Source organism: Constantimarinum furrinae (assembly GCF_014295415.1).
Taxonomy (GTDB): Bacteria; Bacteroidota; Bacteroidia; order Flavobacteriales; family Flavobacteriaceae; genus Constantimarinum; species Constantimarinum furrinae.
In genome coordinates, this window is the sequence record NZ_CP052909.1 from 1,921,604 (window position 1) to 1,947,179 (window position 25,576).

The 25,576-nt window shown below is 40.7% G+C and carries 22 protein-coding genes; 17 read left to right on the plus strand and 5 right to left on the minus strand.

The window, feature by feature from the left end; genetic code table 11:
- Nucleotides 1-124 precede the first annotated feature (124 nt).
- Both htpG and ALE3EI_RS08760 read right to left on the minus strand, forming a co-directional pair.
- On the minus strand, nt 125-2,011 hold the full coding sequence (htpG, locus tag ALE3EI_RS08755) for a molecular chaperone HtpG (protein ID WP_186987893.1): 1,887 nt from the start codon (nt 2,009-2,011) through the stop codon (nt 125-127).
- 301 nt (nt 2,012-2,312) lie between these two features.
- Nucleotides 2,313-4,766 (minus strand): S9 family peptidase, encoded by a 2,454-nt coding sequence (locus ALE3EI_RS08760; protein ID WP_186987894.1) that lies wholly within the window; start codon nt 4,764-4,766, stop codon nt 2,313-2,315.
- A gap of 142 nt (nt 4,767-4,908) precedes the next feature.
- On the opposite strand from ALE3EI_RS08760, the gene ALE3EI_RS08765 reads away from it, so the two are divergent.
- The gene (locus ALE3EI_RS08765; protein ID WP_186987895.1) at nt 4,909-5,919 is read left to right on the plus strand and encodes a 3-oxoacyl-ACP synthase III family protein; all 1,011 of its coding nucleotides are present in this window, start codon (nt 4,909-4,911) and stop codon (nt 5,917-5,919) included.
- A 210-nt stretch (nt 5,920-6,129) separates the two neighbouring features.
- Here the strand turns inward: ALE3EI_RS08765 and ALE3EI_RS08770 are convergent, their stop codons facing one another.
- Nucleotides 6,130-8,571 (minus strand): TonB-dependent receptor domain-containing protein, encoded by a 2,442-nt coding sequence (locus ALE3EI_RS08770; RefSeq protein ID WP_186987896.1) that lies wholly within the window; start codon nt 8,569-8,571, stop codon nt 6,130-6,132.
- Between the two features lie 384 nt (nt 8,572-8,955).
- On the opposite strand from ALE3EI_RS08770, the gene ALE3EI_RS08775 reads away from it, so the two are divergent.
- A complete protein-coding gene (locus tag ALE3EI_RS08775; protein ID WP_186987897.1) occupies nt 8,956-9,315 on the plus strand; it encodes a CoA-binding protein in 360 nt (119 codons plus the stop codon).
- Here the strand turns inward: ALE3EI_RS08775 and ALE3EI_RS08780 are convergent.
- On the minus strand, nt 9,286-10,749 hold the full coding sequence (locus ALE3EI_RS08780) for a sodium:solute symporter (protein ID WP_186987898.1): 1,464 nt from the start codon (nt 10,747-10,749) through the stop codon (nt 9,286-9,288). The two genes, ALE3EI_RS08775 and ALE3EI_RS08780, sit on opposite strands and share 30 nt — an antisense overlap.
- A 123-nt stretch (nt 10,750-10,872) precedes the next feature.
- Between ALE3EI_RS08780 and ALE3EI_RS08785 the strand changes: the two genes are divergently transcribed.
- The 4 genes from ALE3EI_RS08785 to ALE3EI_RS08800 all read left to right on the plus strand — a co-directional run bounded on the left by ALE3EI_RS08785 (nt 10,873) and on the right by ALE3EI_RS08800 (nt 16,632).
- Nucleotides 10,873-13,368, plus strand: a complete 2,496-nt coding sequence (locus ALE3EI_RS08785) for a T9SS type A sorting domain-containing protein (protein WP_186987899.1) — start codon at nt 10,873-10,875, stop codon at nt 13,366-13,368.
- Nucleotides 13,369-13,453: 85 nt separating this feature from the next.
- Entirely contained in the window at nt 13,454-14,074 is a 621-nt protein-coding gene (gene recR / locus ALE3EI_RS08790; RefSeq protein ID WP_186992339.1) for a recombination mediator RecR, read from the plus strand.
- Nucleotides 14,075-14,077: 3 nt separating this feature from the next.
- The gene (locus tag ALE3EI_RS08795) at nt 14,078-15,208 is read left to right on the plus strand and encodes a glycosyltransferase family 2 protein (RefSeq protein ID WP_186987900.1); all 1,131 of its coding nucleotides are present in this window, start codon (nt 14,078-14,080) and stop codon (nt 15,206-15,208) included.
- A gap of 104 nt (nt 15,209-15,312) precedes the next feature.
- The gene (locus tag ALE3EI_RS08800) at nt 15,313-16,632 is read left to right on the plus strand and encodes a dihydrolipoamide acetyltransferase family protein (RefSeq protein WP_186987901.1); all 1,320 of its coding nucleotides are present in this window, start codon (nt 15,313-15,315) and stop codon (nt 16,630-16,632) included.
- Here the strand turns inward: ALE3EI_RS08800 and ALE3EI_RS08805 are convergent.
- Nucleotides 16,629-17,243, minus strand: a complete 615-nt coding sequence (locus ALE3EI_RS08805; protein WP_186987902.1) for a glutaredoxin — start codon at nt 17,241-17,243, stop codon at nt 16,629-16,631. The two genes, ALE3EI_RS08800 and ALE3EI_RS08805, sit on opposite strands and share 4 nt — an antisense overlap.
- 50 nt (nt 17,244-17,293) lie before the next feature.
- Here ALE3EI_RS08805 and ALE3EI_RS08810 point away from each other — a divergent pair, with 50 nt between their 5' ends.
- The 11 genes from ALE3EI_RS08810 (at nt 17,294) to ALE3EI_RS08860 (ending at nt 25,571) form a co-directional block, all read left to right on the plus strand.
- The gene (locus ALE3EI_RS08810) at nt 17,294-18,067 is read left to right on the plus strand and encodes a 3'-5' exonuclease (protein WP_186987903.1); all 774 of its coding nucleotides are present in this window, start codon (nt 17,294-17,296) and stop codon (nt 18,065-18,067) included.
- 135 nt (nt 18,068-18,202) lie between these two features.
- A complete protein-coding gene (locus ALE3EI_RS08815) occupies nt 18,203-18,814 on the plus strand; it encodes a fumarylacetoacetate hydrolase family protein (protein ID WP_186987904.1) in 612 nt (203 codons plus the stop codon).
- Nucleotides 18,815-19,156 carry an Hpt domain-containing protein gene (locus tag ALE3EI_RS08820; protein WP_186987905.1) on the plus strand — a complete coding sequence of 114 codons (342 nt, stop codon included), beginning with the start codon at nt 18,815-18,817 and terminating at the stop codon, nt 19,154-19,156.
- Entirely contained in the window at nt 19,157-20,404 is a 1,248-nt protein-coding gene (locus ALE3EI_RS08825) for a competence/damage-inducible protein A (RefSeq protein ID WP_186987906.1), read from the plus strand.
- Nucleotides 20,405-20,480: 76 nt separating this feature from the next.
- The gene (rpmB, locus tag ALE3EI_RS08830; RefSeq protein ID WP_186987907.1) at nt 20,481-20,720 is read left to right on the plus strand and encodes a 50S ribosomal protein L28; all 240 of its coding nucleotides are present in this window, start codon (nt 20,481-20,483) and stop codon (nt 20,718-20,720) included.
- Nucleotides 20,721-20,744: 24 nt separating this feature from the next.
- The gene (gene rpmG / locus ALE3EI_RS08835) at nt 20,745-20,927 is read left to right on the plus strand and encodes a 50S ribosomal protein L33 (RefSeq protein WP_045081706.1); all 183 of its coding nucleotides are present in this window, start codon (nt 20,745-20,747) and stop codon (nt 20,925-20,927) included.
- Nucleotides 20,928-20,934: 7 nt separating this feature from the next.
- The gene (locus tag ALE3EI_RS08840; protein WP_186987908.1) at nt 20,935-21,087 is read left to right on the plus strand and encodes a DUF4295 domain-containing protein; all 153 of its coding nucleotides are present in this window, start codon (nt 20,935-20,937) and stop codon (nt 21,085-21,087) included.
- A gap of 211 nt (nt 21,088-21,298) precedes the next feature.
- A complete protein-coding gene (gene ftsY, locus ALE3EI_RS08845; RefSeq protein WP_186987909.1) occupies nt 21,299-22,252 on the plus strand; it encodes a signal recognition particle-docking protein FtsY in 954 nt (317 codons plus the stop codon).
- Nucleotides 22,253-22,270: 18 nt separating this feature from the next.
- On the plus strand, nt 22,271-22,858 hold the full coding sequence (locus ALE3EI_RS08850; RefSeq protein WP_186987910.1) for an SET domain-containing protein: 588 nt from the start codon (nt 22,271-22,273) through the stop codon (nt 22,856-22,858).
- Between the two features lie 67 nt (nt 22,859-22,925).
- Nucleotides 22,926-24,233 carry a 30S ribosomal protein S12 methylthiotransferase RimO gene (gene rimO / locus ALE3EI_RS08855; RefSeq protein ID WP_186987911.1) on the plus strand — a complete coding sequence of 436 codons (1,308 nt, stop codon included), beginning with the start codon at nt 22,926-22,928 and terminating at the stop codon, nt 24,231-24,233.
- A 63-nt stretch (nt 24,234-24,296) separates the two neighbouring features.
- The gene (locus ALE3EI_RS08860; protein WP_186987912.1) at nt 24,297-25,571 is read left to right on the plus strand and encodes a sialidase family protein; all 1,275 of its coding nucleotides are present in this window, start codon (nt 24,297-24,299) and stop codon (nt 25,569-25,571) included.
- The last annotated feature ends 5 nt before the right edge of the window (nt 25,572-25,576 follow it).

A 25,576-nucleotide genomic window follows, 5' to 3' on the forward strand; every position in this document is an offset into this window, starting at 1 on the left:
TTTCCTACTTCAACGGTAGAGCTTTAACCTACTTATTGTCACTATTTTAAAGAGGTTTCTTTTTTTATTAAAAACAAAAAAACCGCCGGAATGGCGGTTTTTTAACACTTTAAAATAATAAATCTTACTTGATCATCTCATAACTTCTCTTAATAAACCGGGTCATCTCTTCACCTTTCAAAAGGTTCTTACTCAACTTCGCCAGATCAAGTGCCTGAAGTACCAGACGTTCCTTTTTCTTTTTGGTCTTAGTATTCAGAATTTCAGAAACCAAAGGATGATTCGTATTAACTACAAGGTTGTAAATTTCCGGCATAGCCCCCATACCAAACATTCCACCACCGGTTTGCTGCATTTCTTTCATACGACGCATAAATTCCGGTTCAGTAATTATAAAGGGATTAGCATTACTGTCCATGGCCTCCAGCTTTACTGTAAACTTTTCCGAAGGAATCGTTTCTTTTAAAAAACCGGATAAAGTTTCCTTTTCATCATCATTTAATTTAGATACTGCTTCTTCTTCTTTCTTAATAAGGGAGTCGATTGGATCACTGTCTACCCGAACAAATGAAATTTTCTCTTCCTTGGATTCGATTTTCTGAAGTAAATGTGAAACAATCGGCGAATCGAGGAGCAATACTTCATAACCCTTGGCTTTGGCCGCCTCGATATAGCTGTGCTGAGTTTCGGTATTGGAAGCATATAATACGACCAGCTTATCATCTTTATCCGTTTGAAGGTCTTTAATTTTTTCCTTTAATTCTGAAAAAGTAAAATAGGTGCCATCAACCGTTGGATACAGAGCAAAATCCTGGGCTTTTTCATAGAATTTCTCCTCGGTAAGCATTCCGTATTCTATCACCATTTTAATATCGTTCCACTTCTTCTCGAAATCCTCACGATCGCTATTGAACAAACTCTTTAGTTTATCGGCGACTTTTCGGGTAATATAACTGGATATCTTCTTAACAGCTCCATCGGCCTGAAGATAGCTTCGGGATACATTTAATGGAATATCGGGACTATCGATCACTCCTCGTAGCATGGTTAAAAACTCAGGTACGATTCCCTCAACATTATCGGTAACGAATACCTGATTTTGATACAGCTGAATCTTATCCTTCTGAATATTCATATCATTAGTCATCTTAGGGAAATACAATATTCCGGTAAGATTAAAAGGATAATCCACATTCAAATGGATGTTGAAGAGCGGCTCTTCAAACTGCATGGGGTAGAGCTCACGATAAAAACTTTTGTAATCCTCATCTTTAAGTTCGGTTGGCGCTTTTGTCCATGCCGGATCAGGATTATTAATAATATTATCTACTTCTTTAGTGGGAGCAGGCTCTTCCTCTTTTGCGCCTTCAGGCTTGGAAAGTGTTTCAGTTTTAGTACCGAATTTTATCGGTATTGGCATAAACTTATTGTACTTGACCAATAACTCCCGGATCCGGGACTCTTCCAGAAATTCGGTAGAATCTTCAGCAATGTGCAAAATGATCTCCGTTCCTCTATCTTCTTTACTGCTTTTTTCAATGATGTAGTTGGGTGACCCGTCACAAGTCCAGTGCACCGCAGGCTCGTCCTTGTAACTTTTAGTGATGATCTCCACTTTTTTGGCGACCATAAACGCAGAATAAAAGCCCAAACCGAAATGACCTATAATTCCGGCATCATCCCCATTCTTATCCTTGTACTTTTCAATAAATTCTTCAGCTCCCGAAAAAGCGATCTCGTTGATGTACTTCTCAACTTCTTCACGGGTCATTCCAATTCCCTGATCGATGATATGAAGTTGTTTTTTGTCCTTATCGATCTTCACTTCGATCTTTGGACTACCGTAATCTACCTTTGCTTCTCCAATATTGGTAAGGTGTTTCAGTTTTAAAGTAGCATCTGTGGCATTCGAGACCAATTCACGTAAAAAGATCTCGTGGTCACTGTATAAAAACTTTTTAATAAGCGGAAAGATGTTCTCTACCGATACATTAATAGTTCCTTTACTCATAATTTTTATGTTTTGTTATTCCTCTACGGAACAGGTTATATTTCGTTCTGAAGAGATAATAGTCAAATAGAATACCAGACTATTTTTTATGACAGCTTGTCATTTATTGGAACTTTAACAAAACATTGTTTAATTCTTAAGATTCTTTATTAAACATTTTAATGATCTTTATATCATAATGATATGGGATTCAAGATTGCTATGAAAGAGTAATTGATACCCTATATTTTATTGGTTAGGTTGTTAGAGAAAGAGGAGCTTTTAGCTCCTCTTTTTTTTATGACAATATGTTTAAACAAAACTATTTTTTGATCTCATCTGTAACTTTTACCGTGTTTTCATCTCTGTTCTTTACATATTTTTCGAGCCAGCTATCCTGTTCCCAGAGTAAGTGAAGTATACTTTCTTTTGCTCTGTAACCGTGACTTTCCTTAGGTAACATAACGAGTCTCGCTGGAGCCCCCAGGCCTTTTAAGGCATTGAAATAACGCTCACTCTGCAAAGGATAGGTTCCAGAATTATTGTCGGCTTCTCCGTGAATGAGCAACAGGGGTGTTTTCATTTTGTCGGCGTGCATAAAAGGCGACATTGTATAATAGGTTTCGGGCGAATCCCAATAACTGCGCTCTTCACTTTGAAATCCGAATGGTGTCAGGGTACGATTATAAGCTCCGCTTCGCGCAATTCCGGCAGCGAAAAGATCACTGTGACTTAACAAATTGGCCACCATAAAGGCTCCGTAACTATGTCCGCCAACACCTACACGATTCCTGTCTATATAGCCCAACGCGTCGACTGCATCAATGGCAGCTTTTGCATTGCCTACCAATTGACTCCTGAAGGTATCATTAGGTTCTTCATCACCTTCACCCACTATAGGAAACGCGGCATCATCCAGCACCACATAACCTCGGGTTACCCAATAGATCGGACTTCCATAATACGGATAGATAAACTCATTGGGGTTTGTGGTGTTTTGTGAAGCACTGCTTTTGTCTTTGAACTCACGAGGATATGCCCAAAGGATCATAGGCTTCTTTTCTTTTTTGTTCCTATCATAACCTACCGGCAAATACAGTGTGGCCTCGAGTTCTAAGCCGTCATATCTTTTATAAGTAATTACCTCTTTGTGCACATTAGACAGACTCTTATAGGGATTCTCGAATGAGGTCACCGCTGTGAGATCGTTGTCCTTGTATATGTTTCTGAAGTAATAATTGGGATACTCATTCTTAGATTCGATACGCACCAGGATCTTACCTTCTTTCATATTTACAGCATAACGCAAATCTTCTTTCTTATCGGTATATGTTGATTGGTAAATACGTTTTTTGCTTTGGTCCTTTAAATTAAATTCATCGACAAAGGGAAACTGCCCTTTTTCCGAAAAACCGTCTCCAATTAAATAGGCTTTTCCATTATTAATCTCCAACACATCACGATGGTATTTGTTTTGCTTCATCACAAAATTTCCCGGATCACTGTATTGATCCTGATAATTTCGATCTGAAATAATAGTCGGTGTTTGTCCCGGTTGTGACGGATTAAACAGATAGGTTTTGGTGTTTCGATCATTCCACCAGTAATCGTACGCCACAGCAACCTCGTCATTTCCCCAGGATATTCCTGAAAAACGATTTTTACTTTTAAAGACCTCGCGCCCTTTGCCCGTAAAAGGAGCATATACTTCATAGACCACATCTCTGTAAGCCACTTCATTTTCCGGATCTCCTCCGTCTAAGGCCTCTACCCAATAAAGTGTGGAAGGCTTATCTGCTCTCCAAGAAAAATTTCGTTTTCCGGTTCGGGTGGCCATAAATCCTTTTGGACGTACTTCATCCAATGGAACATCGTTCACTTTGTGCACCATCTTACCCGAAGCATCATACACGATCTCTTCATATGGGAAACGATAGTAGGGAACAATATAGGAGAATGGCTTTTTGGTCGTAGCGATCAAGACATACTCACCATCGGGGGAAAAGGACACGCTTCGATACATGGCCGAAGGTAAAAAATCAGATACAGTACCGCTAAGCGTTATTTTTTTTAATTCTGAATGTGCCAATTGCTCAAAATTAGCTTCATCATTCGGATTTTTTAGCAGATCCTGATAGGTCCTGTTTTGTGCTTTGGCACCATCACTTACTGAAATAGTAGGCCCCTCGGGCACAGCTTCAGCAGTATTTATCAATTCTTTTTTTTGCTTCGGAAGCATTTTCACCAGCAATGCATCCGAATTCTTGAACCAATTAATGGGGTCTCCCATATTTGCATTTACCGTGGCTCCGCTTAATTTTTTAGCCGATCTGTTGTCAATATCGAGAACCCAGACTTCAACACCATTAGAGACGGTATTTAAAAATGCTATCTTTTTTTGATCGGGAGACCAGTTAAAATAGGAAAAACGACCGTTTTGGGGCAGCCCCGTAATTGTGGAAGTATCTGTCGAAGTTGCTTTCTTGACCTGAATATCATTGTAATAGTTGGTTCGGCTACCAATATTAGTATTGGGGTTTATTCGCAAGCCGGCAAGCCGTAATTCTGTTTCTGATAGTTCTTCGATACTCTTATAGGCATCTCTGAAGAGTAATACAACATTTTCTCCTTTGTCATCAATTAACACAGAAGGAGCGAGGGGAGCGTCTACAAGATCCATTATTGATTTAGGCGGTTGTTGATATCCTGTTTTTTCCTGAGCAGTTACTGCAACAATAAACAAAAACAACAAGGCTGGAAAGAGTAATTTTTTCATGAGTTTAAAATTTGTAAAAAGATAGGGAAATTAAAAATTTGATGCAATGAAGAAAATAGTGGTTTTCCGTTTTTATTTTTATATAATTGAATTCTTTTTATTCTGAATGAATATCTTGCTATCTTCAATTAAATTTTAGTGTATGTACAGTGCAAAAATATCGGGTCTGGGGTCTTATGTACCCGAAAATGTCGTGACCAACGACGATCTGTCTAAATTGATGGATACCAACGACGCTTGGATCCAGGAACGGACCGGAATAAAAGAACGTCGACACATTAAGAAAGGTGACGGAAATTCTACGTCGGTCATGGCTGTAAAGGCATCGACCATAGCACTGGAGCGTTCAAAACTTAGTCCCAAAGACATCGATATGATCATCTTTGCAACCTTAAGCCCCGACATGTATTTCCCCGGCGGAGGTGTTCAGGTTCAGGAAATGATGGGTATGCGTACAGTGCCGGCACTCGATGTTCGCAATCAATGCAGTGGTTTTGTATATGCGATTTCGGTTGCAGATCAGTTTATAAAAACCGGTATGTATAAACATATTCTAGTGATAGGTAGCGAAAACCATAGTGGCGGCCTCGATTTTACAACCCGGGGAAGAGGGGTCTCGGTAATTTTTGGAGATGGAGCAGGAGCGGCCGTTGTATCCCGAAACGATACGGGTGCCGGTGGAATCCTTTCAACCCATTTACACAGTGAAGGAAAGCACAAGGATGAACTTTCCCTTCAGGGGCCAAGTACTGAATACTGGGTACCGGAGATCATCGAGAAGAATCCGCAAGAAAACATACCGTATTATCCGTATATGAACGGAACCTTCGTTTTTAAGCATGCCGTGGTTCGTTTTAGCGAAGTTATTTCAGAAGGACTTAGAGCTAATAATCTGCAGAGTAAAGATATTAGCATGCTCATTCCGCACCAGGCAAATCTTAGAATCTCTCAGTTTATTCAGCAGAAAATGAAATTGAGGGACGATCAGGTATTCAATAATATTCAGAAATACGGAAATACCACCGCCGCATCAATTCCTATTGCCTTAACTGAAGCCTGGGAGGAAGGAAAGATAAATAATGGAGATATCGTAGTACTTGCCGCCTTCGGTAGTGGTTTTACTTGGGGAAGTGTGATCATACAGTGGGCATAGTTTTATAGAGCGATTACAGAAAGTACAAAAGCCATTCCGTTGAAAGAATGGCTTTGTAATACCTAATGATTTTATGATTAAGAATGGCTAATTCAAATAAATTATAAAATAACTAATTAGGTAGGTATATATATAGACTTAAAAACTGTACCAAACGTTGCATAAGCATCTCATTTTTAACGCAATTATAACATTTGAGTGTAATTTCATTTAAAAAATCCCACCACTGTCATCTTTTTCACGATCATCTCTACGCTTCCGTGACTTTGCTCTGTATTTTCCTCCACCAAAGCGGTATGAAAGTCCGACGTAAACCGTATTACTCTCCCAGTTAAACTCACCTGTCTGGGCATAAGGACGCTGACCGTCGAAAGCAAATTTCATACTATCCAGGATGTCGTTGTAATTGACACTAAAGGTCCCGCGACCATCCCAAAGACTGTACCGAGCTCCCAGATTGATGAAATACATAGGCTCTATTTCAAACTGAAGATTTCTATTTGCACCTCTGTAAAATCCGAAGGCGGAAAAAGTAAGCTCTTGGGTTACCTTAAAATTGTTGAACATTCTGAAATTCCAGGCAGTGTTTTCAACTTCTACGGTTTCAGTAATGATATTTTGGACCGTTGGATTGTTTCCCGGGTCTTCCAGTCTTTCGGTAATTCCCTTTTGTGTTTGGGAATATAGATCGAAGCTCGCATTAAAGTTCCACCAAGAAGTAGGTCTGTAATTTGTTGAAAGCTCTATTCCGTAGGCCGATGTGTTGTCGAAATTGTCGAATGTGAGGATCACCTTGTTCAAATCGGTGCGATCTACAAACACTGCCCTGTTGATCTCGTCTTCTATCGCCCGGAAAAAAACGCCACCGGTAATACTCCCTTTTTCCATATTCCGGGTGTAATTGGCTTCAATTGAATTTGTGAATTGAGGTTGCAGTTGTGTATTGCCGAAGGAAGAAATAAGCGGAGTACTCCATTCTCTAATTGGATTTACCTGTCCCAGGCCGGGTCTGTCAACTCTTCTGCTGTAACTTACCTGAAACTGATTAGCTTCGGTGGGTGTGTATGTCACATAGGCTGATGGATAGAGCTGAAAGTAATCATTAGTAAACGACCGTACCTGATTGGTATCGGCAGCCACATCTACGGTTTCTGCGCGTGCCCCTACCTGAAACGACCATTTCTCGTAATTTCTTCCATAAGTAACATAGGCCGAATAAATATCTCTTTCGTAATCGAAGTCGGTATCGGGTGTGGGGATGATTTCGCCTTCCGAATTAAACGACTGTCCGGTACTCATATAAGCCAGATTGGTCTCAAATAATCTAGCTTCCAGTCCCAATTCCAGTTTAGATTTTTCGGTCAAGGGATTCACATAGTCAAGGTTTACCGTGATCCGTTCTCGCTGGGTGTCTACAAAATCTTGGTAGTTGTTAAACGGATTGGCTCCAGAAAAGGCGAAATTCGCATCCTCACCACTTTCAAAATCATTGTAATCTGCTTCCAGTTCAATATTATGACCTTCTTTAGCGAAATCGAGCTTATAATTGAAATTGTATTGACCCGATTGATTGTCGTTCACGCTTAAAAACCGCTGCATCTGATTGCGGGCAGGGTCGTCGAAATAGAGAATATTGGTAGAACCTGTGGTGCTTCCGTCGAAAATATTCTGATTGGTGAATACAGAAATAGTGTGGTTATCATTGAGATAAAAGTCCAGTCCCACTTTAAATAAATTCGACCGACTGTCATCAAGAAATTCGAAACGTTGCTCTGAATTGTCATCGGGACGGTATATATGTCCAAAGTTTTCATTCTTTGATGAATTATGTCCCCAGTTTCCGAATAAATTAATTTTTCCGTTTCGGTAATTCATATCAATTGCACTATTGAACTTGGCTTGCTCTTCATAGGTAAGTCCAACGCTGGCGTTACCGTTAAACCCTATATTCACATTTTTATGAAGAATAATATTGATGATTCCACTCATTCCTTCAGGATTGTATTTGGCAGAAGGATTAGTAATAAGCTCTATTTGTTTTATTGAAGTGGATGGAATTTGCTTTAAAAGTTGTGCAATAGGGACATTCGAAAGTTTGCCATCCACCATGACGCGTACATTCTGATTTCCGCGTAAGGAAATATCACCGGTTTGTTGATCGACACTTACTGAAGGAAGATTATTCATAATGTCTGATGCTGTTGGACCTGCTGTGGTAAGGTCTTTTCCAACATTGATGACTTTCCTGTCGAGTTTTTGCTGAATGGTAGAGCGTTCGGCAACTACGGTAACTTCTCCTAACGCAGCAATATCCTCTTCCAATTCAATATTTCCCAAGTCGATATTGCGATTGCCCCGTGATATCTCGATCTCGGTGCTATAGGTTTTATAGCCTATATACTGAATGGATACATTGCTTTTTCCTTCGGGAATTTCCTCAATAATAAATTTTCCGTCGTCATCGGTTACACCTCCTGTAATGATCTCTCCTGAAAGTGTTTTAACAGCTACTGTTACATAGGGGATGGGTTGCTGTAGATTTTTATCGAAGACAACTCCTGTAATTTTTCCTGGCTTGTCTAAAGTAGGGTCAATGTTAGCGTGGGTGAAAACACACGCGAATAGTGCGATCACTAAAAATAACTGTTTCATTTTTTGATTGAATTAGTCCCATATTAGGGAGTTCGTAATTGGATTGATGTTGTTAAACTTACTACCTTGTATAGCATAGCTGATTAAACTATGTTTTATTCAAAATACAACGGTATAGTGTTATGACGCTTAAAATAAATTTGTGTTACAATAAAATTAAATTTTAACATAAAAAAATCAAGCCCGGAATCTAGAATCCCGGGCTTGAAACTTCACTGCTAATATTAACACTAACCATCAACGTAAAAAATTTCACAGTAAAGTAGAAATATTTCCTACTGTATAGACGAAACTACATTTGTTATGTTACACCTTATTGTTTTTTTAACGAAGTTTTAGGAAATAGACTAAAGGAGTCATTGTACTTTTCAAAAAAACTTTGATATGAAAAAGACCCTTGTATTAGGAGCGAGTACCAATCCGGCGCGATATTCAAATCTTGCGATCAACCGCTTGGTAGGTTATGGTCACCAAGTCGTTGCCGTTGGATTAAAAAAAGGGGTAGTAGCCGGGGTGGATATCGATGATGAAAAAGTGCCTTTTGAGGAGATCGATACGGTGACCTTATATTTAAATCCGCAGCGACAAAAGTCTTATTACGATTATATCCTTTCTTTAGATCCCAAACGTGTGATCTTCAATCCGGGAACCGAAAACCCCGAGTTCTATAAACTTCTTCGGACCAACAACATAGAAGTTGAGGTTGCCTGTACTTTAGTCCTTTTGGGTACGAATCAGTACTAAACCGAGATAGGTAAGGGCACCATTCAGAATTAAAATAAAGAACCCAAATTCGAAATTAAACCACATAGAACAGAAGTAACTGATCGCATAGCCTAAAAATGGAGTGGCAATCGCTACCCAAGGTACCCATTTGTCCTTTACACTTCCTTTTGTAAATAATCCATAGGCATACAGTCCCAACAAGGGACCATAGGTATAACCTGCGAACACAAATAATTTTGCAATCACCGAGGCATCGGCAATGAGGTATTTAAAGATGATGATGACCAGAATCAAAACCAGAGACGTGGCGATATGCACACGTTTGCGAATTCTAACCTGTTTTCTCTCATCATATTTTTTCTCTATATCCAGAATATCGATACTAAAAGAAGTAGTTAATGCTGTGAGTGCACTATCTGCGCTGGAATAGGCAGCAGCGATAAGGCCAAGGAGAAAGAACATGGCTACTCCAATTCCCAGGCCGCTTTCCACAGCAACAGCGGGAAAAAGTTCGTCGGCTCTGGCTTCAATACCATTTTGTCTGGCATATACGGTAAGTAATAATCCCAGTGCCAGAAACACAAAATTGACTATGGTAAGGACGATCGTAAACCAGAACATATTTTTTTGAGCGTCCTTCAGGTTTCTGCAGGTAAGATTCTTTTGCATCATATCCTGATCTAATCCTGTCATGACAATGGCGATGAACGCACCGCTAATAAATTGTTTTATGAAGTGATTTCCCGCCTTCCAGTCATCAAAAAAGAAGATCTGCGACATATCACTTTCAGCAATAAAACCGAACAGGTTATCTGCGGAAAGACCCAAATTTTCGGCCACGTAATAAATGGTCACCCCTACGGCGAGGAGCATAAACAAAGTTTGAAGCGTATCTGTCCAGACTATGGTCTTAATTCCACTTTTAAACGTATATAACCAGATGAGTAAGATGGTGATAGTAACGGTTATCCAGAAAGGAACTCCCTGAGAACCGAAGAAGGCTATTTTATCAAAAACAAGTTTTTGAAGAACGATCGCAACCAGATAAAGTCTAAAACTCGCTCCTACCACACGAGAAAGCAGAAAAAATGAAGCACCTGTCTTATAGGAACGATCGCCGAAGCGACCTTCCAGATAGGTATAAATTGAGGTGAGATTTAAGCGATAGTAGAGTGGTAGCAGCACAAGACCTATCACGGCATACCCTACGGTATACCCCAATACTACCTGAAAATAACTAAAGCTGGAGGCTTCAACCCAACCGGGAGCCGATACAAATGTAACCCCGCTTAATGAAGCACCTATCATTCCGAAAGCAACTAGATACCAGGGGGATTGCTTTCCGGCTTTAAAAAAATCGTCATTACTTCCTCCTTTGTTCGTAAAAAAAGACACCAATAACAGCACACCGAAGTATGCGACGATCAGAAAAATAATATGAATTGGCTCCATGAATTGGCTTTAGTTTGTTTGAATTTTCGTAAAAATACAAAGATTGTATTCCTTTTGGTTTTATTTTTTTAATACATTTGAAAACTTTTGATAGTTAGCTTTTTAGCTAAAAAATAAGACCCTATGAAACCCAGATCTTTACTTTTATCCATTGTTTTTATTCTGAATTTTAGTTTTATACAATCTCAGGAATACCTCGAGATGATCGATGCGGGCACCTACCCTGTTCAAGAGATCATTGACAGCGCCAACGCCTATTTTGAAGGAAAAGATAAAGGAAGAGGGACTGGTTATAAACCCTTTAAGCGTTGGGAATACAATGCTTTGCGATTGGTAAAGGAAAACGGGTATTTACCTACTATCACCGAAAATCTTGCCGAATGGGAACAATACAATGCTTATTTAAATCAGACCGCTCAAAACAGACAGGTTTTAGAAGATAACTGGGAGGAATTAGGCCCCGAAAACTGGAATGCTACCACGAGCTGGAACCCCGGCGTGGGTCGAATTACCGGCATCGCTATTGACAAAACGAACAGTGACCATATTGTTATTGGCGCCAATACCGGTGGCGTATGGAGGACCACTGATGCCGGACAATCATGGACACCTCTTAGCGATAATTTTTCAAACTTAACAGTGTATTCGGTCGCGATAGACCCTACGAACAGCGACACCTATTTCTTTGGCTCCTCAGGGGGATTAATGTTTAAATCGGAAGACGCCGGCGCTACATGGAATCCCATAGGCTCTGTTGGAAATTCCTCAGTGAATAAGATCCTTATTAACCCGGGAGATACAAATATTATGTATGCGAGTGCATCCAATGCAGGTATTTATCGGTCCGATAATGGGGGTTCGTCATGGACCAACACAGGTATAGACAGCCGTGGATATGATATTGAGTTTAAAGCCGATGATACCTCGGTGGTATTCGCTTCGGGTAACGGATTTCATAAATCGACCGATAATGGTGTCACTTTTACGACCATAGGAGGATTTAGCAATCAGCCTAAAATGATAGGGGTATCTCCGGCAGATCCCGATATTATTTATGTTTTAGAGGCTTCGGGCGGATCCTTTGGGGGATTTTACGTATCCACGACAACCGGTGACAGTTTTATAGAACTTGATCATACCGGAAGAAATTACTTTGGTTATGATACCGCAGGTTTTCAATCGGGAGGTCAGGCGCCCAGAGATATGGACATAGCCGTAAATCCGAATGATATAAACGAAGTTCATATTGCCGGAGTCCTAACGTGGAGGTCTATGGACGGAGGGGTAAACTTTACCTGTACTGCAGACTGGATCCCATCGGCTGCGGCCAATGCGAATATTGGTTATTGTCATGCCGATGTCGATATATTGGAGTTTAACGGATCTACACTGTTTGCGGGTACCGATGGGGGAATTTTTAAAGCTGAAGACACTGCGAACCTCGATGCAGATTACTTTACCGATATTACTACCGGTATAGGTATTCGACAATTTTATAAAATAGGGATCTCACAAACGCAAAACGTAGTAGTTACAGGCGGTTCGCAGGACAACGGAACGTCGTTCTATACCGAAGCGGAAGGTTGGAAAGACTGGCTGGGAGCTGATGGGATGGAAGGCTTTGTAGATAAAGACAATACCAATGTCATGTACGGAATGATTCAGTTTGGAGGCATGTACCGAACAGACGATGCGGCAGCGTCTATTGTTAATATTCCTGAACCCGGCCCCGGAAGTGGTGAATGGGTGACTCCCTTCGAGCAAGATCCATCAGCTTCAGGCACTGTTTATGTGGGTTATGACCGGGTTTACCGCTCTGTGAATACAGGAATTGGCTGGTCACCGATCTCTCAGGTGTTTGGAGGTGATCTCGATCATTTAAAAATAGCACCTTCCAACAATCAGGTGATCTACGCAGCAAACGCCACACAATTGTACAGAACACAGGATGGCGGGGCTACAAACTGGGAGGTAATGACGCCGCCCGGTGGTAACATAAATTCAATTGCTGTGCACCCTTTAGATCCCAATAAGATCGCAGTAGCCATAACTTCCGGTCAGAAGGTTAGAGTCTCTGAGGATGGTGGCGACACCTGGGAAAGCTATCAGTTTAATCTACCCAATTTTAGTGCATTGGCGGTAGTCTGGCAGAATAATGACACCAATGGGCTTTACGTAGGCATGAACTACGGAATATATTATATTGATGATACATTTACCGAATGGCAACCTTACAGCAATAATTTACCTAATGTCATCATCAATGAATTAGAGATCAATGAAGCCGACGGAAAAATATATGCAGGCTCTTATGGTCGCGGTCTTTGGGCATCTCCGGTTGTGGCTGATGTTATTCTAGGTACCGAAAATGTTGTTTCTAATAGTGATCTAACTCTTTATCCAAATCCGGCTGAAGACATCCTCTATATAAGCTTGCCATACGAAGTGGATGCCGATATTCGAGTCTTTGACTTATCAGGAAAACTTTTGATCTATAAAAATAGTATAGCACTCGAACGAAATTACGCTTTACAAATCTCGGGTTTAAACTCCGGGGTGTATTTTGTAAGGATCAATTCTGAAAAAGGGACTGTTACAAAACGGTTTATTAAGCGATAAACAGGAAAATATTTCTATAGAGATGCTTCAGGAAGCTACGGTTATTCTGAAGCATTTTTTTTATCTTGCCCTCAATTATCGCCCTATGGAATTTTCGTCAAAATTACTTGAAAATGCTGTTGCTGAAATGTCTCAGCTTCCTGGAATAGGTAAACGAACAGCGTTGCGCCTTGTACTTCACCTCTTAAAACAACCGGAAGATCAAACTACGGCACTTTCTGAAGCACTAACTATGATGCGTAACGAGATCAATTTTTGTAAGAATTGCCATAATATTTCAGATACTGCGCTGTGCGAAATATGTGCAAATCACAACCGCAACGAGCGATTAGTGTGTGTGGTTGAGGATATACGCGACGTTATGGCGATCGAGAATACCAGTCAGTTTCGGGGACACTACCATGTTCTTGGTGGGAAAATTTCCCCTATGGATGGTATAGGACCAGGGGATCTTACCATACATTCGTTGGTAGAAAAAGTAAAGTCGGGTACTATCGATGAATTAATATTTGCACTTAGCTCTACCATGGAAGGGGATACCACCAACTTCTATATTTTTAAACAAATAGAGCCCTATAATATCCTTACCACAACTATAGCGAGAGGTATAGCCGTAGGAGATGAGTTGGAATATGCAGATGAGGTAACCCTGGGACGAAGTATTTTAAACAGAATACCATTTGAGAATTCGTTAAAAAGCACCTAACTATTGAAACTTTCGGTTATCATACTTAACTATAATGTACGCTACTTTCTGGAGCAGACCATAGTGAGTACCCGGCAAGCGCTTAAGAATATAGATTCGGAGATCATTGTTGTAGATAATGATTCGAAGGACGACAGCTGTGAAATGATGAAAGTACGATTTCCGGAGATCACATTAATTGAAAATAAGGAGAATGTAGGGTTCAGTAAAGCCAACAATCAGGCAGTAGCCATAGCCAAAGGCGAATATATTTGTTTGCTGAATCCCGATACCGCTGTTACAGCAGACACCTTCAGGTATTGTTTAAGACATGCCGAAACCAACAAAAACCTCGGAGCAATTGGTGTCTATATGATGGATGGGACAGGTAATTTTCTACCGGAAAGCAAACGGAATGTGCCCACACCCAAGCGATCCCTACTAAAACTTATTGGGATGGCAAAGAATAAGAACAGCTATTACGCGATGGACATCAAAGAATCTGAAAATGGTGCGGTTGACATTTTGGCGGGTGCGTTTATGTTTATGAAACGGGAAGTGTTTAATGAAGTGAACGGACTGGACGATGATTATTTTATGTACGGCGAGGATATCGATCTGTCCTACAAGATTATAAAAGCGGGATATACCAATTATTATCTGGGGGGCAATGAGATCCTTCATTACAAAGGAGAGAGTACCTCACGGGATTCAGATTACCTCGATCGTTTTTACGGTGCGATGAAGATCTTCTACAACAAACATTTTAATCCGAATGTAATGCTTAAAACTGCGGTTAATCTAGGAATTTTTTTGGTGAAAAAATTCCGGGGTAATTCGGCCGACAAACGGAAAAGAGGAGACAAGGAACCGAAAGAAGCTTATTTGTTAACCGAAAATTTTCAGTTGCTAAAAATGCTTTCCGAAGTTATACAAACTCCCCTACATTCGGCTTCAAAAGCCATACTTCAGGATAAGCTTTACAGCGACACCCTGTTCATATTCGACACCGAGTATATGCCTTATTCGCAGATATTTATGGTGATGAAAGCGCAAAAGAACAGGAACAATCGTTTTAGAATTCGTCCTCCCGGCTGCAACTTTATAGTGGGTAGCGACAAAAGTGATCAAAAGGGAGAAGTGATCGTTTTTTAAGAAATTTTGAACAGCAAACATTTAAATTTTAACTAATTTTGCAGCGGTTTACCAACTATGGTAGGCCTTTTAATCAGTAAAATCTTACTTGTACAAGTATTGTTATGGCAAAATTTGAATTGAAACTTCCTAAAATGGGCGAAAGTGTTGCCGAGGCAACCGTGACCAATTGGCTAAAAAATGTGGGCGACAGTATTGAAGCCGATGAAGCCGTACTGGAAATTGCTACCGATAAGGTAGACAGCGAAGTGCCTAGTGAAGTGGATGGTATTTTAGTTGAAAAGCTGTTTGCCGAAGATGATGTAGTACAGGTTGGACAAACTATCGCAATTATTGAAACGGATGCCGCAGCGGGATCTTCCGAAAATTCGACACCTACAGAGGCAACTCCTGCACCCGAAATTGTAGCAAAAGTTGAGGAGCAGCTTACAAAAGCCGAAGCGGTAAAACAACCGGTTATTGAGAGCAAAGGGGAGCGTTTTTATTCGCCATTGGTTAAAAATATAGCAGCTGCCGAAGGGATCTCACAGGCGGAACTTGATGGAATTTCCGGAAGTGGCAAAGATGGCCGTGTTACCAAGAACGATATTCTGGATTACGTGGCGAACCGAGCTTCCGGTACTAAAGCGGTACCACAGAGCAGTGCTCCAGTTTCTGCAGATGCTCCTAAAGAAAAGACTACTTCAAAACCCACTGCACCGGTGTCGGTAAACGGTGGTGATGAGATCATAGAAATGACCCGTATGGGGAAACTTATCGCACACCATATGGTAGAGAGTGTGCAGACTTCGGCACATGTGCAATCCTTTATCGAAGCTGATGTTACAAAGATTTGGAACTGGCGTAAGAAGATGAAGGATGCTTTCTTTAAAAGAGAAGGAGAGAATCTAACCTTTACTCCTATTTTTATGGAAGCAGTTGCCAAAGCCCTGAAGGATTTCCCAATGATGAATATCTCGGTGGATGGTGACAAGATCATAAAAAGGAAGAATATAAATCTGGGAATGGCAGCTGCACTGGGAGATGGAAATCTTATCGTTCCTGTGATCAAAAATGCCGATCAGTTAAATCTGGTTGGCATGAGTAAGGCGGTGAACGATCTTGCTAACCGCGCACGTAACAATCAGTTGAAGCCCGATGAAATTCAAGGAGGCACCTATACGGTAACCAATGTGGGTACCTTCGGCAGTATCATGGGAACTCCCATTATTAATCAGCCGCAGGTTGGCATCCTTGCCCTGGGTGCAATTAGAAAAGTGCCTGCCGTAATCGAAACACCTGAAGGAGATTTTATAGGTATTCGATATAAAATGTTCTTGTCTCACAGTTATGACCACAGAGTGGTAAACGGTGCTTTGGGCGGACAATTTGTAAAAGCAGTGGCAGATTATCTCGAATCTTGGGACAGTAACAGGGAAATCTAGTTATCAAGTATAATTAACAGACGTTCAAGATCATCATAACCAAAGATCACGTCATCTTTATTCCAGATCACCGGAAACAGGATGCGGCTTTCAGCGGTGAGCTTTCGCTCAATAAAGGCCATGAATTGCCCGTAAAGCGTGGCGTCTTCATTTATATTGAAGCTTCGGTGTTGAATCCTATTTGCAGAAAGCGAATCGAGTAGCGCTTTACATTTTTCACATTCATCTGCAGTGAAGACCACGATCTTATCCTTTAAGATACGCTCAATGTCCTTTTGCTCCTTTTTGTAGGTAACACCTACACTGTAATCTTTTTCATTTACTACCAGATCGTAGGTGTATCGCGATTCAACTCCTTCCAATTCCACCAAGGTGATCATAGGTATTGTACTAAGTGGCGCAATATTTTTTATTACGGGCTTTGATGCACTGCGACGATAGCCTTCAGCATTCACCATTAGGAATACATTCAGGGTATCCTTAGTCTTATTCTCTGCCATAAGAACAACACGTTTGCCTTTCTTCTCTTCAGAAATAAGAACTTTAAGTCCTTGACAAACACTGTTTGAAGTACAAGTCAGAAATAATAAAAGCAGAATTTTAACTTTCATACGATCCGGCAAAGTTAGTAATTACTACCTTTGTTACACAAATTATACCAATGCAATTAAAGCTGAAAAAACCCATCTGTTTTTTTGATCTTGAAACCACAGGAATCAATATTGCGACAGACAGGATCGTAGAAATTTCGATCCTTAAAGTATTTCCAAACGGTAATAAAGAGAGTCATACATGGCGTGTAAACCCTGAAATGCCCATTCCCGAGGTGGTTTCAAAAATACACGGAATCACCGATGAAATGGTGGCGAATGAGCCAACATTCAGGGAATTGGCTCCCAAGATACATGCGCTGATAAAAGATTGTGACCTTGGAGGGTATAATTCGAACCGCTTCGATATTCCGTTACTTGCTGAAGAACTTTTAAGAGCCGAAATAGATTTCGATATGAAAAAAGCGGCTTCCGTAGATGTGCAAACTATTTTCCATAAAAAGGAAAAACGGACACTGGAAGCAGCTTACAAGTTTTATTGCGATAAGAATCTGGATGATGCCCATAGTGCGGAAGCAGACACCAATGCTACTTTCGAGGTATTAGAGGCTCAATTGGACAAATACAAGGATCTAGAAAATGATATCGCTTTTTTAGCGAATTACAGTGCACATAAGAATTTTGCCGATTTTGCCGGTTATATTGGATATAACAAGAACGGTGAAGAAATATTTGCATTCGGGAAACACAAAGGAAAGAAAGTGCTGGATGTGATGGAGCAGGAACCTGGTTATTTTGGTTGGTTGCTAAATGCCGATTTTCCCTTATACACCAAGAAAGTATTAACGCGAATAAAACTGAGTAAATTGAACACCAAAATATAAGTAGTTAAGTCGTGGTTGCCGAACAGTGAGCGGTTTGTCGTAGATGATAAATCGTTTATTTCTGAAGACGGAAGTCGGGAGTCAGGAGTTATTGAAACTGAGTTAATAAAACTTAGCACTTGAAACTAAAAAACTATGAAGATCATTTGTGTTGGCCGAAATTACGCCGCTCATATAGAAGAATTAAATAATGAAAAGCCAAGTGAGCCGGTATTATTCTTAAAACCGGATACCGCCATACTTCTCAAGAAACAGCCTTTTTTCATTCCCGATTTTTCAAATGATGTTCATCATGAAGTTGAGGTACTTGTAAAGATCAATCGGATTGGAAAACATATCGATAAGAAGTTTGCTCATAAGTATTATGAGGAGATCGGTTTAGGAATCGATTTCACGGCAAGAGACCTTCAGTCTAAATTGAAAGAAAAGGGATTGCCTTGGGAAAAGGCGAAAGGATTCGATGGAGCGGCAATAATAGGTAAGTTTTTACCAAAAAGCACGTTCACTTCAGTAGACCAAATAGAATTCAGTCTACAAAAGAATGGGGTAGAAGTACAGAAAGGAAATACCGCATTACTTTTGTGGAAAATCGATGAATTGATAGAATATATCTCAAAATATTTCACTTTAAAGATTGGAGATATTATATTTACAGGCACCCCTTCGGGAGTGGGTAAAGTGAGTGCAAATGATTCCTTAGTTGGGTTTATTAATAACAAAGAAGTATTTTCGATTAAAGTAAGATAAATGGGCAAACATTATTCAATTGACAGTCTTAAAGAAATAGCCGGCGGAGACGCCGATTTTATGGCCGTTGTGGCTCAAACCTTTTTGGAAGAGATTCCGCCGGATCTGCAGGCTTTGGAAGAAGCAGTAGGAAACGATAATAAAGAATTGGCCTACCAGTTTGCACATAAAATGAAACCAAATCTAGAAATGTTTGGAATGGATGTTTTAAAAGATATTACTACCATTGAAGCTTGGACAAAAACTTCGAAGAACAAGGCTTCTATTACCGAAAATCTCAATAATGTTTCCACGGCGCTTCACGAAGTTTTTAAAGAGTTGAAAGCCGATTTTAACCTATAGATGCAAGCAGAGATTATCACCATTGGTGACGAAATTCTTATCGGACAGATCGTTGATACCAATTCGGCTCATATTTGTAAAGAGCTGAATAAAATTGGTATTAAGGTTTATCAGATCACATCCATTCAGGATAACAGAGATCATATTTTGCAAGCACTCAAAAATGCAAAGAATAATGCCGATCTGGTCATAATAACGGGAGGGTTGGGACCAACCAAAGACGATATCACCAAACAAACGCTTTGCGAATTTTTCGATGATACACTGCGCGAGGACCCAAAAGTGAGAACTCATATAGAAGATCTATTTACGAAATATTATAACAAAAGGCCTTTGCCTACCAACTTATTGCAGGCCATGATCCCTTCCAAAGCCGCCGTTTTAATGAACGACCATGGAACCGCTCCCGGCATGTGGTTTGACGAAGATGATACCGTCTATGTATCTTTGCCAGGAGTACCTTATGAAATGAAACATTTACTTGAAGACAAGGTACTTCCTAAAACCCTCAAACGATTTAACCGCCCCTTTATTTATCACAAAACGCTACTTACCTATGGCATGGGAGAAAGTGAGATCGCAAATCGTATCAGTGATTTTGAGGATTCTCTTCCCAAAGAGATAAAACTTGCGTACCTCCCTTCTTTAGGGCGGGTTCGTTTAAGATTATCTTCAACGGGCTTAGACGAATCGCTATTACAGCAAGCTGTCGATGCGCAAATGAAAAAACTTGAGGGGCTGCTAGGTGATATAGCCGTTGGATTTGAAGATCAGACGAACATAGTCGAACGAATAGCCGCGGTCTTAACACTTCGAAAGCACACCCTGAGTCTTGCCGAAAGTTGTACAGGTGGTGCTATTGCCGAACAGATTACTGCCATTCCCGGTGCTTCGGCCTATTTCAGGGGAAGTTTGGTTCCTTATGAAACTGAGAAGAAAGCAAGTGTACTTGGAGTGGATGCAAAACTCATTGAGAAATATTCGGTGGTAAGTGCGCAAGTGGCCGAAGCTATGGCTGTGGAATGTACAAAATTGTTTAACAGCACCTACGCTTTATCTACTACAGGCATAGCGGGACCTACCAAAGGTGATGGGAACGATGAGGTGGGAACTGTTTATATAGGAATCGCAGGGCCCTCAGGTGTATATTCAGAAAAGTTCAGCTTTGGAAATGCAAGAGAACGGGTTATTGCCAAAGCGACCAATAAGGCCTTCGAAATGTTCCTGAAAGAAATTTCAAAAAACTGAATTTCTTTTGTTGTGCATACCAATTAATTTATTTAAATTTGCAGCCTGTTTTAAAATAACATAAAAAGTTTAAGTAATGTCTAGAGTTTGTGAGCTTACCGGAAAGAGAGCGATCGTTGGAAACAACGTTTCTCACGCGATGAATAAAACGAAACGCAAGTTTAATGTAAACTTGGTAAAGAAGCGTTTTTACATTCCTGAGGAAGATAAATGGGTAACGCTTCGTGTGTCTACTTCAGCTTTAAAGAATATCAACAAGAAAGGAATTTCTGCAGTGATCAAAGAAGCCCGTCAAAAGGGGTACTTGAACAAATAATTGCAATAGTAAAAGTCTTATACAATGGCTAAAAAAGGAAATAGAGTACAGGTGATCTTAGAGTGCACAGAGCACAAAGAATCCGGAAAACCGGGAACTTCTCGTTATATCACAACAAAAAATAAAAAGAACACTCCCGATAGAATGGAGTTGAAGAAATTCAATCCTATTCTTAAGAAAATGACTGTTCATAAAGAGATAAAATAATTGAGTCATGGCAAAGAAATCAGTAGCATCATTACAAACAGGATCAAAGCGATTAACTAAAGCCATTAAGATGGTTAAATCGCCTAAGACAGGCGCATATACCTTTGTGGAATCTATCATGGCTCCAGATCAGGTAAACGATTGGTTAAATAAAAAATAACCTTCAAAATAAAATATTTTCAAAAGCCACTTTTTTATAAGAGTGGCTTTTTCTATTTGTATCTTTGCGGGTGTTTCCTTTCTCCATCTCACGCAATGAAGGCAGGTTCTAAAGGATACCGGGAATTGGGTTTTCCGATTGAAAAGTGCCTGCCACCCTTCATGGAGATGAATTGACAGGGAACGCGATACATCGCAAAAACTAAAATGAAATGAGCTTTTTTAAAAAAATATTTACAAAAGAGAAGAAGGAATCCCTGGACAAAGGATTGGAGAAGTCAAAAACCTCCTTCCTCGATAAATTAGGAAAGGCAGTTGCCGGGAAAAGCAAGGTAGACGACGATGTCTTAGATAATCTTGAAGAAGTATTGGTTTCCAGTGATGTTGGAGTCAATACAACCCTAAAAGTTATAGATCGAATTGAAGCACGGGTCGCGCGTGATAAATATTTGGGAACCGATGAACTCAATGCTATACTTCGGGAAGAGATAGCTGCATTGTTAAGCGAGACCAATACCGGAAATGCTGTAGATTTTGAACTTCCCGAATCCAATGTTCCCTATGTGATCATGGTAGTAGGGGTGAACGGGGTAGGTAAAACGACAACCATCGGAAAAATGGCGTATCAGTTTAAAAAGGCCGGTAAAAAGGTGGTCTTAGGAGCGGCCGATACCTTCCGGGCGGCAGCCATTGACCAGTTACAGATATGGGCAGACCGCACTGAAGTACCAATTGTTCGTCAGGAAATGGGAAGTGACCCCGCAAGTGTGGCTTTCGATACTCTGCAAAGCGCAGTTACTCAAAATGCCGATGTGGTCATTATCGATACGGCCGGCCGATTACACAACAAAGTGAATTTAATGAACGAGCTTACCAAAGTAAAACGTGTGATGCAAAAAGTTATTCCAAACGCACCTCACGACGTACTGTTGGTTCTTGATGGATCTACAGGCCAGAACGCTTTCGAGCAGGCTAAACAATTCACTGCAGCCACTGAGGTAACTTCTCTTGCGGTAACCAAACTCGATGGAACCGCCAAAGGAGGCGTGGTTATTGGAATTAGCGATCAGTTTCAGATCCCGGTAAAGTATATAGGAGTGGGTGAAGGTATGGAAGATCTGCAGGTTTTTAATAAATTTGAGTTCGTCGATAGTTTTTTTAAGTAATTTTCCGTAAATTTTTTTATGATTCACCCACATACCGAACTCCAATTCATAAGTGAAGAAATAGGACATGGCGTTGTTGCCACTCAATTCATTCCGGCAGGAACTATCACCTGGGTGTTAGACAGTCTGGACAGGGAGTTTTCTCCACAACAATTTAAAAACTTCGATCCCTTATACCAACATATTCTCGATACTTATTCGTATCGCAACAGCAAAGGTAATTATGTACTCTGCTGGGATCATGGCAGGTTTGTAAATCACAGTTTTAAATCCAATTGTCTCTCCACAGCATACGATTTTGAGATTGCAATACGCGATATTCATCCCGGAGAACAACTTACCGATGATTACGGATACCTTAATGTGGATACTCCTTTCCGTGCTTCAGAAGAAGGAACAAAGCGCAAGACCGTATATCCGGACGACCTTAAAAATTATCACAAGGTGTGGGATAAAAAGATCGCTGCTGTCTTCCCGAAGATATCCACCGTACCGCAGCCTCTGGAGGTTTTATTGTCTAAAGAAACTAAAAGGATCATCGATGAAGTAAATAGCAAAACCCGTCAACTTGAGTCGATACTAACTATTTATTATAACCGACATTAAGCGAGATTCGTTATACCACAATCTACTTTTTAGCAGTATCTTTGCAGCCCTTACAAAGTAATGATCTATGCGCACCAAAACCCTTAAAAAGAATAAAATAAATGTCGTGACCTTAGGATGTTCTAAAAACGTCTATGACAGCGAGGTTCTAATGGGGCAGCTTCGTGCCAACAATAAAGAGGTGGTTCATGAGGAAGAAGGAAATATTGTAGTGATCAATACCTGTGGTTTTATTGCCAATGCAAAAGAGGAAAGCGTAAATACCATACTCGAATATGTTCAGAAAAAGGAAGAAGGAATTGTAGACAAGGTCTTTGTGACCGGCTGTCTTTCCGAACGCTATAAACCGGATCTGCAAAAGGAAATTCCCAGTGTGGATCAGTATTTCGGGACTACAGAGTTACCGGGACTCCTAAAAGCATTGGGTGCCGACTATAAGCATGAATTAATTGGGGAACGTCTTACGACTACCCCCAAAAACTACGCATATCTTAAAATTGCAGAAGGATGCGACAGACCTTGTTCGTTTTGTGCGATTCCCATCATGCGGGGTAAACACCGTTCTACACCCATTGAGGACCTGGTAGTGGAAGCACAGAACCTTGCCGCTAATGGGGTAAAGGAATTGATTTTAATCGCTCAGGACCTTACCTATTACGGCCTCGATCTCTATAAAAAGAGAAACCTTGCCGAATTACTTATAAAACTGGCTGAGGTAGAAGGTATAGAATGGATACGACTTCACTATGCATTTCCCACCGGATTCCCTATGGATGTTCTTGAGGTGATGCGAAATGAGCCCAAGATCTGTAATTATATCGATATACCTTTACAACATATAGCCGATCCCATCTTAAAATCAATGCGACGGGGAACGACCAAGGAAAAGACAACCAAACTACTTAAGGAATTTAGAGCCGCCGTTCCCGAAATGACGATCCGAACTACGCTTATTGTTGGATACCCCGGCGAGACTGAAGAAGATTTTCAGACCCTTAAAAATTGGGTGAAGGAAATGCGTTTCGAGCGATTGGGTTGTTTTACCTATTCGCATGAAGAGAATACCCATGCGTACAATTTGGTAGATGATGTGCCGGAAGACGTAAAAATGGATCGCGCAAACCAGATCATGGAAATTCAGTCTCAAATCTCCTGGGAACTCAATCAGGAGAAAATAGGAAAGGAATTCAGAGTTGTGATCGACCGTAAGGAAGGAAGTTATTTTGTGGGGCGTACCGAATTTGATAGCCCCGATGTCGATAATGAGGTGCTAATTAACGCTGAAGAAGGATATCTTCGAACCGGGGAATTCTTCAATGTGCGGATTACCGCAGCCGAAGATTTCGATCTTTATGCCGAAATAGTTCAGGGCTAACATTATTCAAAATTGCATCAGAGGGAACGTACTTAATTTTGTATTTTCGGTAAAAATTATTCCATGCGTTACCTGCTTATACTTTGTATCCTGCTAACAGCTTGTAAATCGGATCCCAAAGATTCCAAAGAAATAAAGGAAGAACCCACTCACCATGAGATGTCAGAGAAAAAGGTTTCTCCTATCGCGAACCCGGTGAAAGGAAATAGCTCTTTACCGCGATTATATTCAAATGGGGAAGCCCTGTATATGAGTTGGGTAACCGTAAAGGACTCGGTCTCCATATTACATTACAGTTCCTATTCTGCTGCAAATAAATGGGACAGACCACGTGAGATCGCCCGGGGTTCCGATTGGTTTGTGAATTGGGCAGATTTTCCTGCCATTGCCGAAAATAACGGTAATATTTTAACCAATCTGCTTCAGAAATCTGCAGACGGTACGTACACCTACGATGTAAAACTCAATCTCTTTAATCCTAAAGAATCCACTTTTACAGACAATTGGAAGAAGAACTTTATTGCACATAATGATGGCACTAAGAGTGAACACGGTTTTGTGTCTATATTACCTTATGTTGAAGATGGTTTTTTTATTAGCTGGCTGGATGGAAGAAATACTTCAGGTGGAGGTCATGGCGATCATGATAAAATGGAAAGCGCAGGGGCCATGACCCTTAGAGCTGCAACTGTTACGAGTTCAGGAAAGATCATAAACGCTGTGGAGCTTGATGATAAAGTTTGTGATTGCTGTCAGACTTCCGCCGCCTTGACCGAAAACGGACCTATTGTGGTTTACAGAGATCGTTCCAACGAAGAGATCAGGGATATTTCTATAGTTCGGTTGATTGATAACAAATGGTCCGAACCAGAACCTGTTGGCATTGACCGGTGGAAAATACCGGGCTGTCCGGTTAACGGCCCTTCTGTAGATGCTTTGGGATCTAATGTTGTCGTTGCGTGGTTTACTGCTGTTAAGGGGGAAGGCGATGTTAAGGTTATCTTTTCTGAAGATAATGGAGCGACCTTCGGAAATGCATTTACCATTGATTCGGGCAGTGCAACCGGAAGGGTAGATGTAGTGATGTTGGATGATACTGAAGCCGCAGTCCTTTGGATGGAACCTAAAGGAGAAGACGAAGTGATCCAGTTGATGAAGATCAACAAACACGGGTATTCCCAACCTCCTGTGACTGTATCCAAGACTTCAGCCGACAGAGCTGCAGGGTTTCCTCAATTGGAGCGGGTGGGAGATCAATTATTTCTCGCGTGGACTGTTGTTGGGGAAGAGAAAGATAAGACCATTAAAACGGCTTCCTTTCGTATAGACTTGCTTTAAATATT

Bases quoted from the DNA above. Each gene is read 5' to 3' on its own strand.
- htpG (WP_186987893.1), bottom strand. From the start codon at position 2,011: ATGAGTAAAGGAACTATTAATGTATCGGTAGAGAACATCTTTCCGCTT.
- ALE3EI_RS08760 (WP_186987894.1), bottom strand. From the start codon at position 4,766: ATGAAAAAATTACTCTTTCCAGCCTTGTTGTTTTTGTTTATTGTTGCA.
- ALE3EI_RS08765 (WP_186987895.1), top strand. From the start codon at position 4,909: ATGTACAGTGCAAAAATATCGGGTCTGGGGTCTTATGTACCCGAAAAT.
- ALE3EI_RS08770 (WP_186987896.1), bottom strand. From the start codon at position 8,571: ATGAAACAGTTATTTTTAGTGATCGCACTATTCGCGTGTGTTTTCACC.
- ALE3EI_RS08775 (WP_186987897.1), top strand. From the start codon at position 8,956: ATGAAAAAGACCCTTGTATTAGGAGCGAGTACCAATCCGGCGCGATAT.
- ALE3EI_RS08780 (WP_186987898.1), bottom strand. From the start codon at position 10,749: ATGGAGCCAATTCATATTATTTTTCTGATCGTCGCATACTTCGGTGTG.
- ALE3EI_RS08785 (WP_186987899.1), top strand. From the start codon at position 10,873: ATGAAACCCAGATCTTTACTTTTATCCATTGTTTTTATTCTGAATTTT.
- recR (WP_186992339.1), top strand. From the start codon at position 13,454: ATGGAATTTTCGTCAAAATTACTTGAAAATGCTGTTGCTGAAATGTCT.
- ALE3EI_RS08800 (WP_186987901.1), top strand. From the start codon at position 15,313: ATGGCAAAATTTGAATTGAAACTTCCTAAAATGGGCGAAAGTGTTGCC.
- ALE3EI_RS08805 (WP_186987902.1), bottom strand. From the start codon at position 17,243: ATGAAAGTTAAAATTCTGCTTTTATTATTTCTGACTTGTACTTCAAAC.
- ALE3EI_RS08810 (WP_186987903.1), top strand. From the start codon at position 17,294: ATGCAATTAAAGCTGAAAAAACCCATCTGTTTTTTTGATCTTGAAACC.
- ALE3EI_RS08815 (WP_186987904.1), top strand. From the start codon at position 18,203: ATGAAGATCATTTGTGTTGGCCGAAATTACGCCGCTCATATAGAAGAA.
- ALE3EI_RS08820 (WP_186987905.1), top strand. From the start codon at position 18,815: ATGGGCAAACATTATTCAATTGACAGTCTTAAAGAAATAGCCGGCGGA.
- ALE3EI_RS08825 (WP_186987906.1), top strand. From the start codon at position 19,157: ATGCAAGCAGAGATTATCACCATTGGTGACGAAATTCTTATCGGACAG.
- rpmB (WP_186987907.1), top strand. From the start codon at position 20,481: ATGTCTAGAGTTTGTGAGCTTACCGGAAAGAGAGCGATCGTTGGAAAC.
- rpmG (WP_045081706.1), top strand. From the start codon at position 20,745: ATGGCTAAAAAAGGAAATAGAGTACAGGTGATCTTAGAGTGCACAGAG.
- ALE3EI_RS08840 (WP_186987908.1), top strand. From the start codon at position 20,935: ATGGCAAAGAAATCAGTAGCATCATTACAAACAGGATCAAAGCGATTA.
- ftsY (WP_186987909.1), top strand. From the start codon at position 21,299: ATGAGCTTTTTTAAAAAAATATTTACAAAAGAGAAGAAGGAATCCCTG.
- ALE3EI_RS08850 (WP_186987910.1), top strand. From the start codon at position 22,271: ATGATTCACCCACATACCGAACTCCAATTCATAAGTGAAGAAATAGGA.
- rimO (WP_186987911.1), top strand. From the start codon at position 22,926: ATGCGCACCAAAACCCTTAAAAAGAATAAAATAAATGTCGTGACCTTA.
- ALE3EI_RS08860 (WP_186987912.1), top strand. From the start codon at position 24,297: ATGCGTTACCTGCTTATACTTTGTATCCTGCTAACAGCTTGTAAATCG.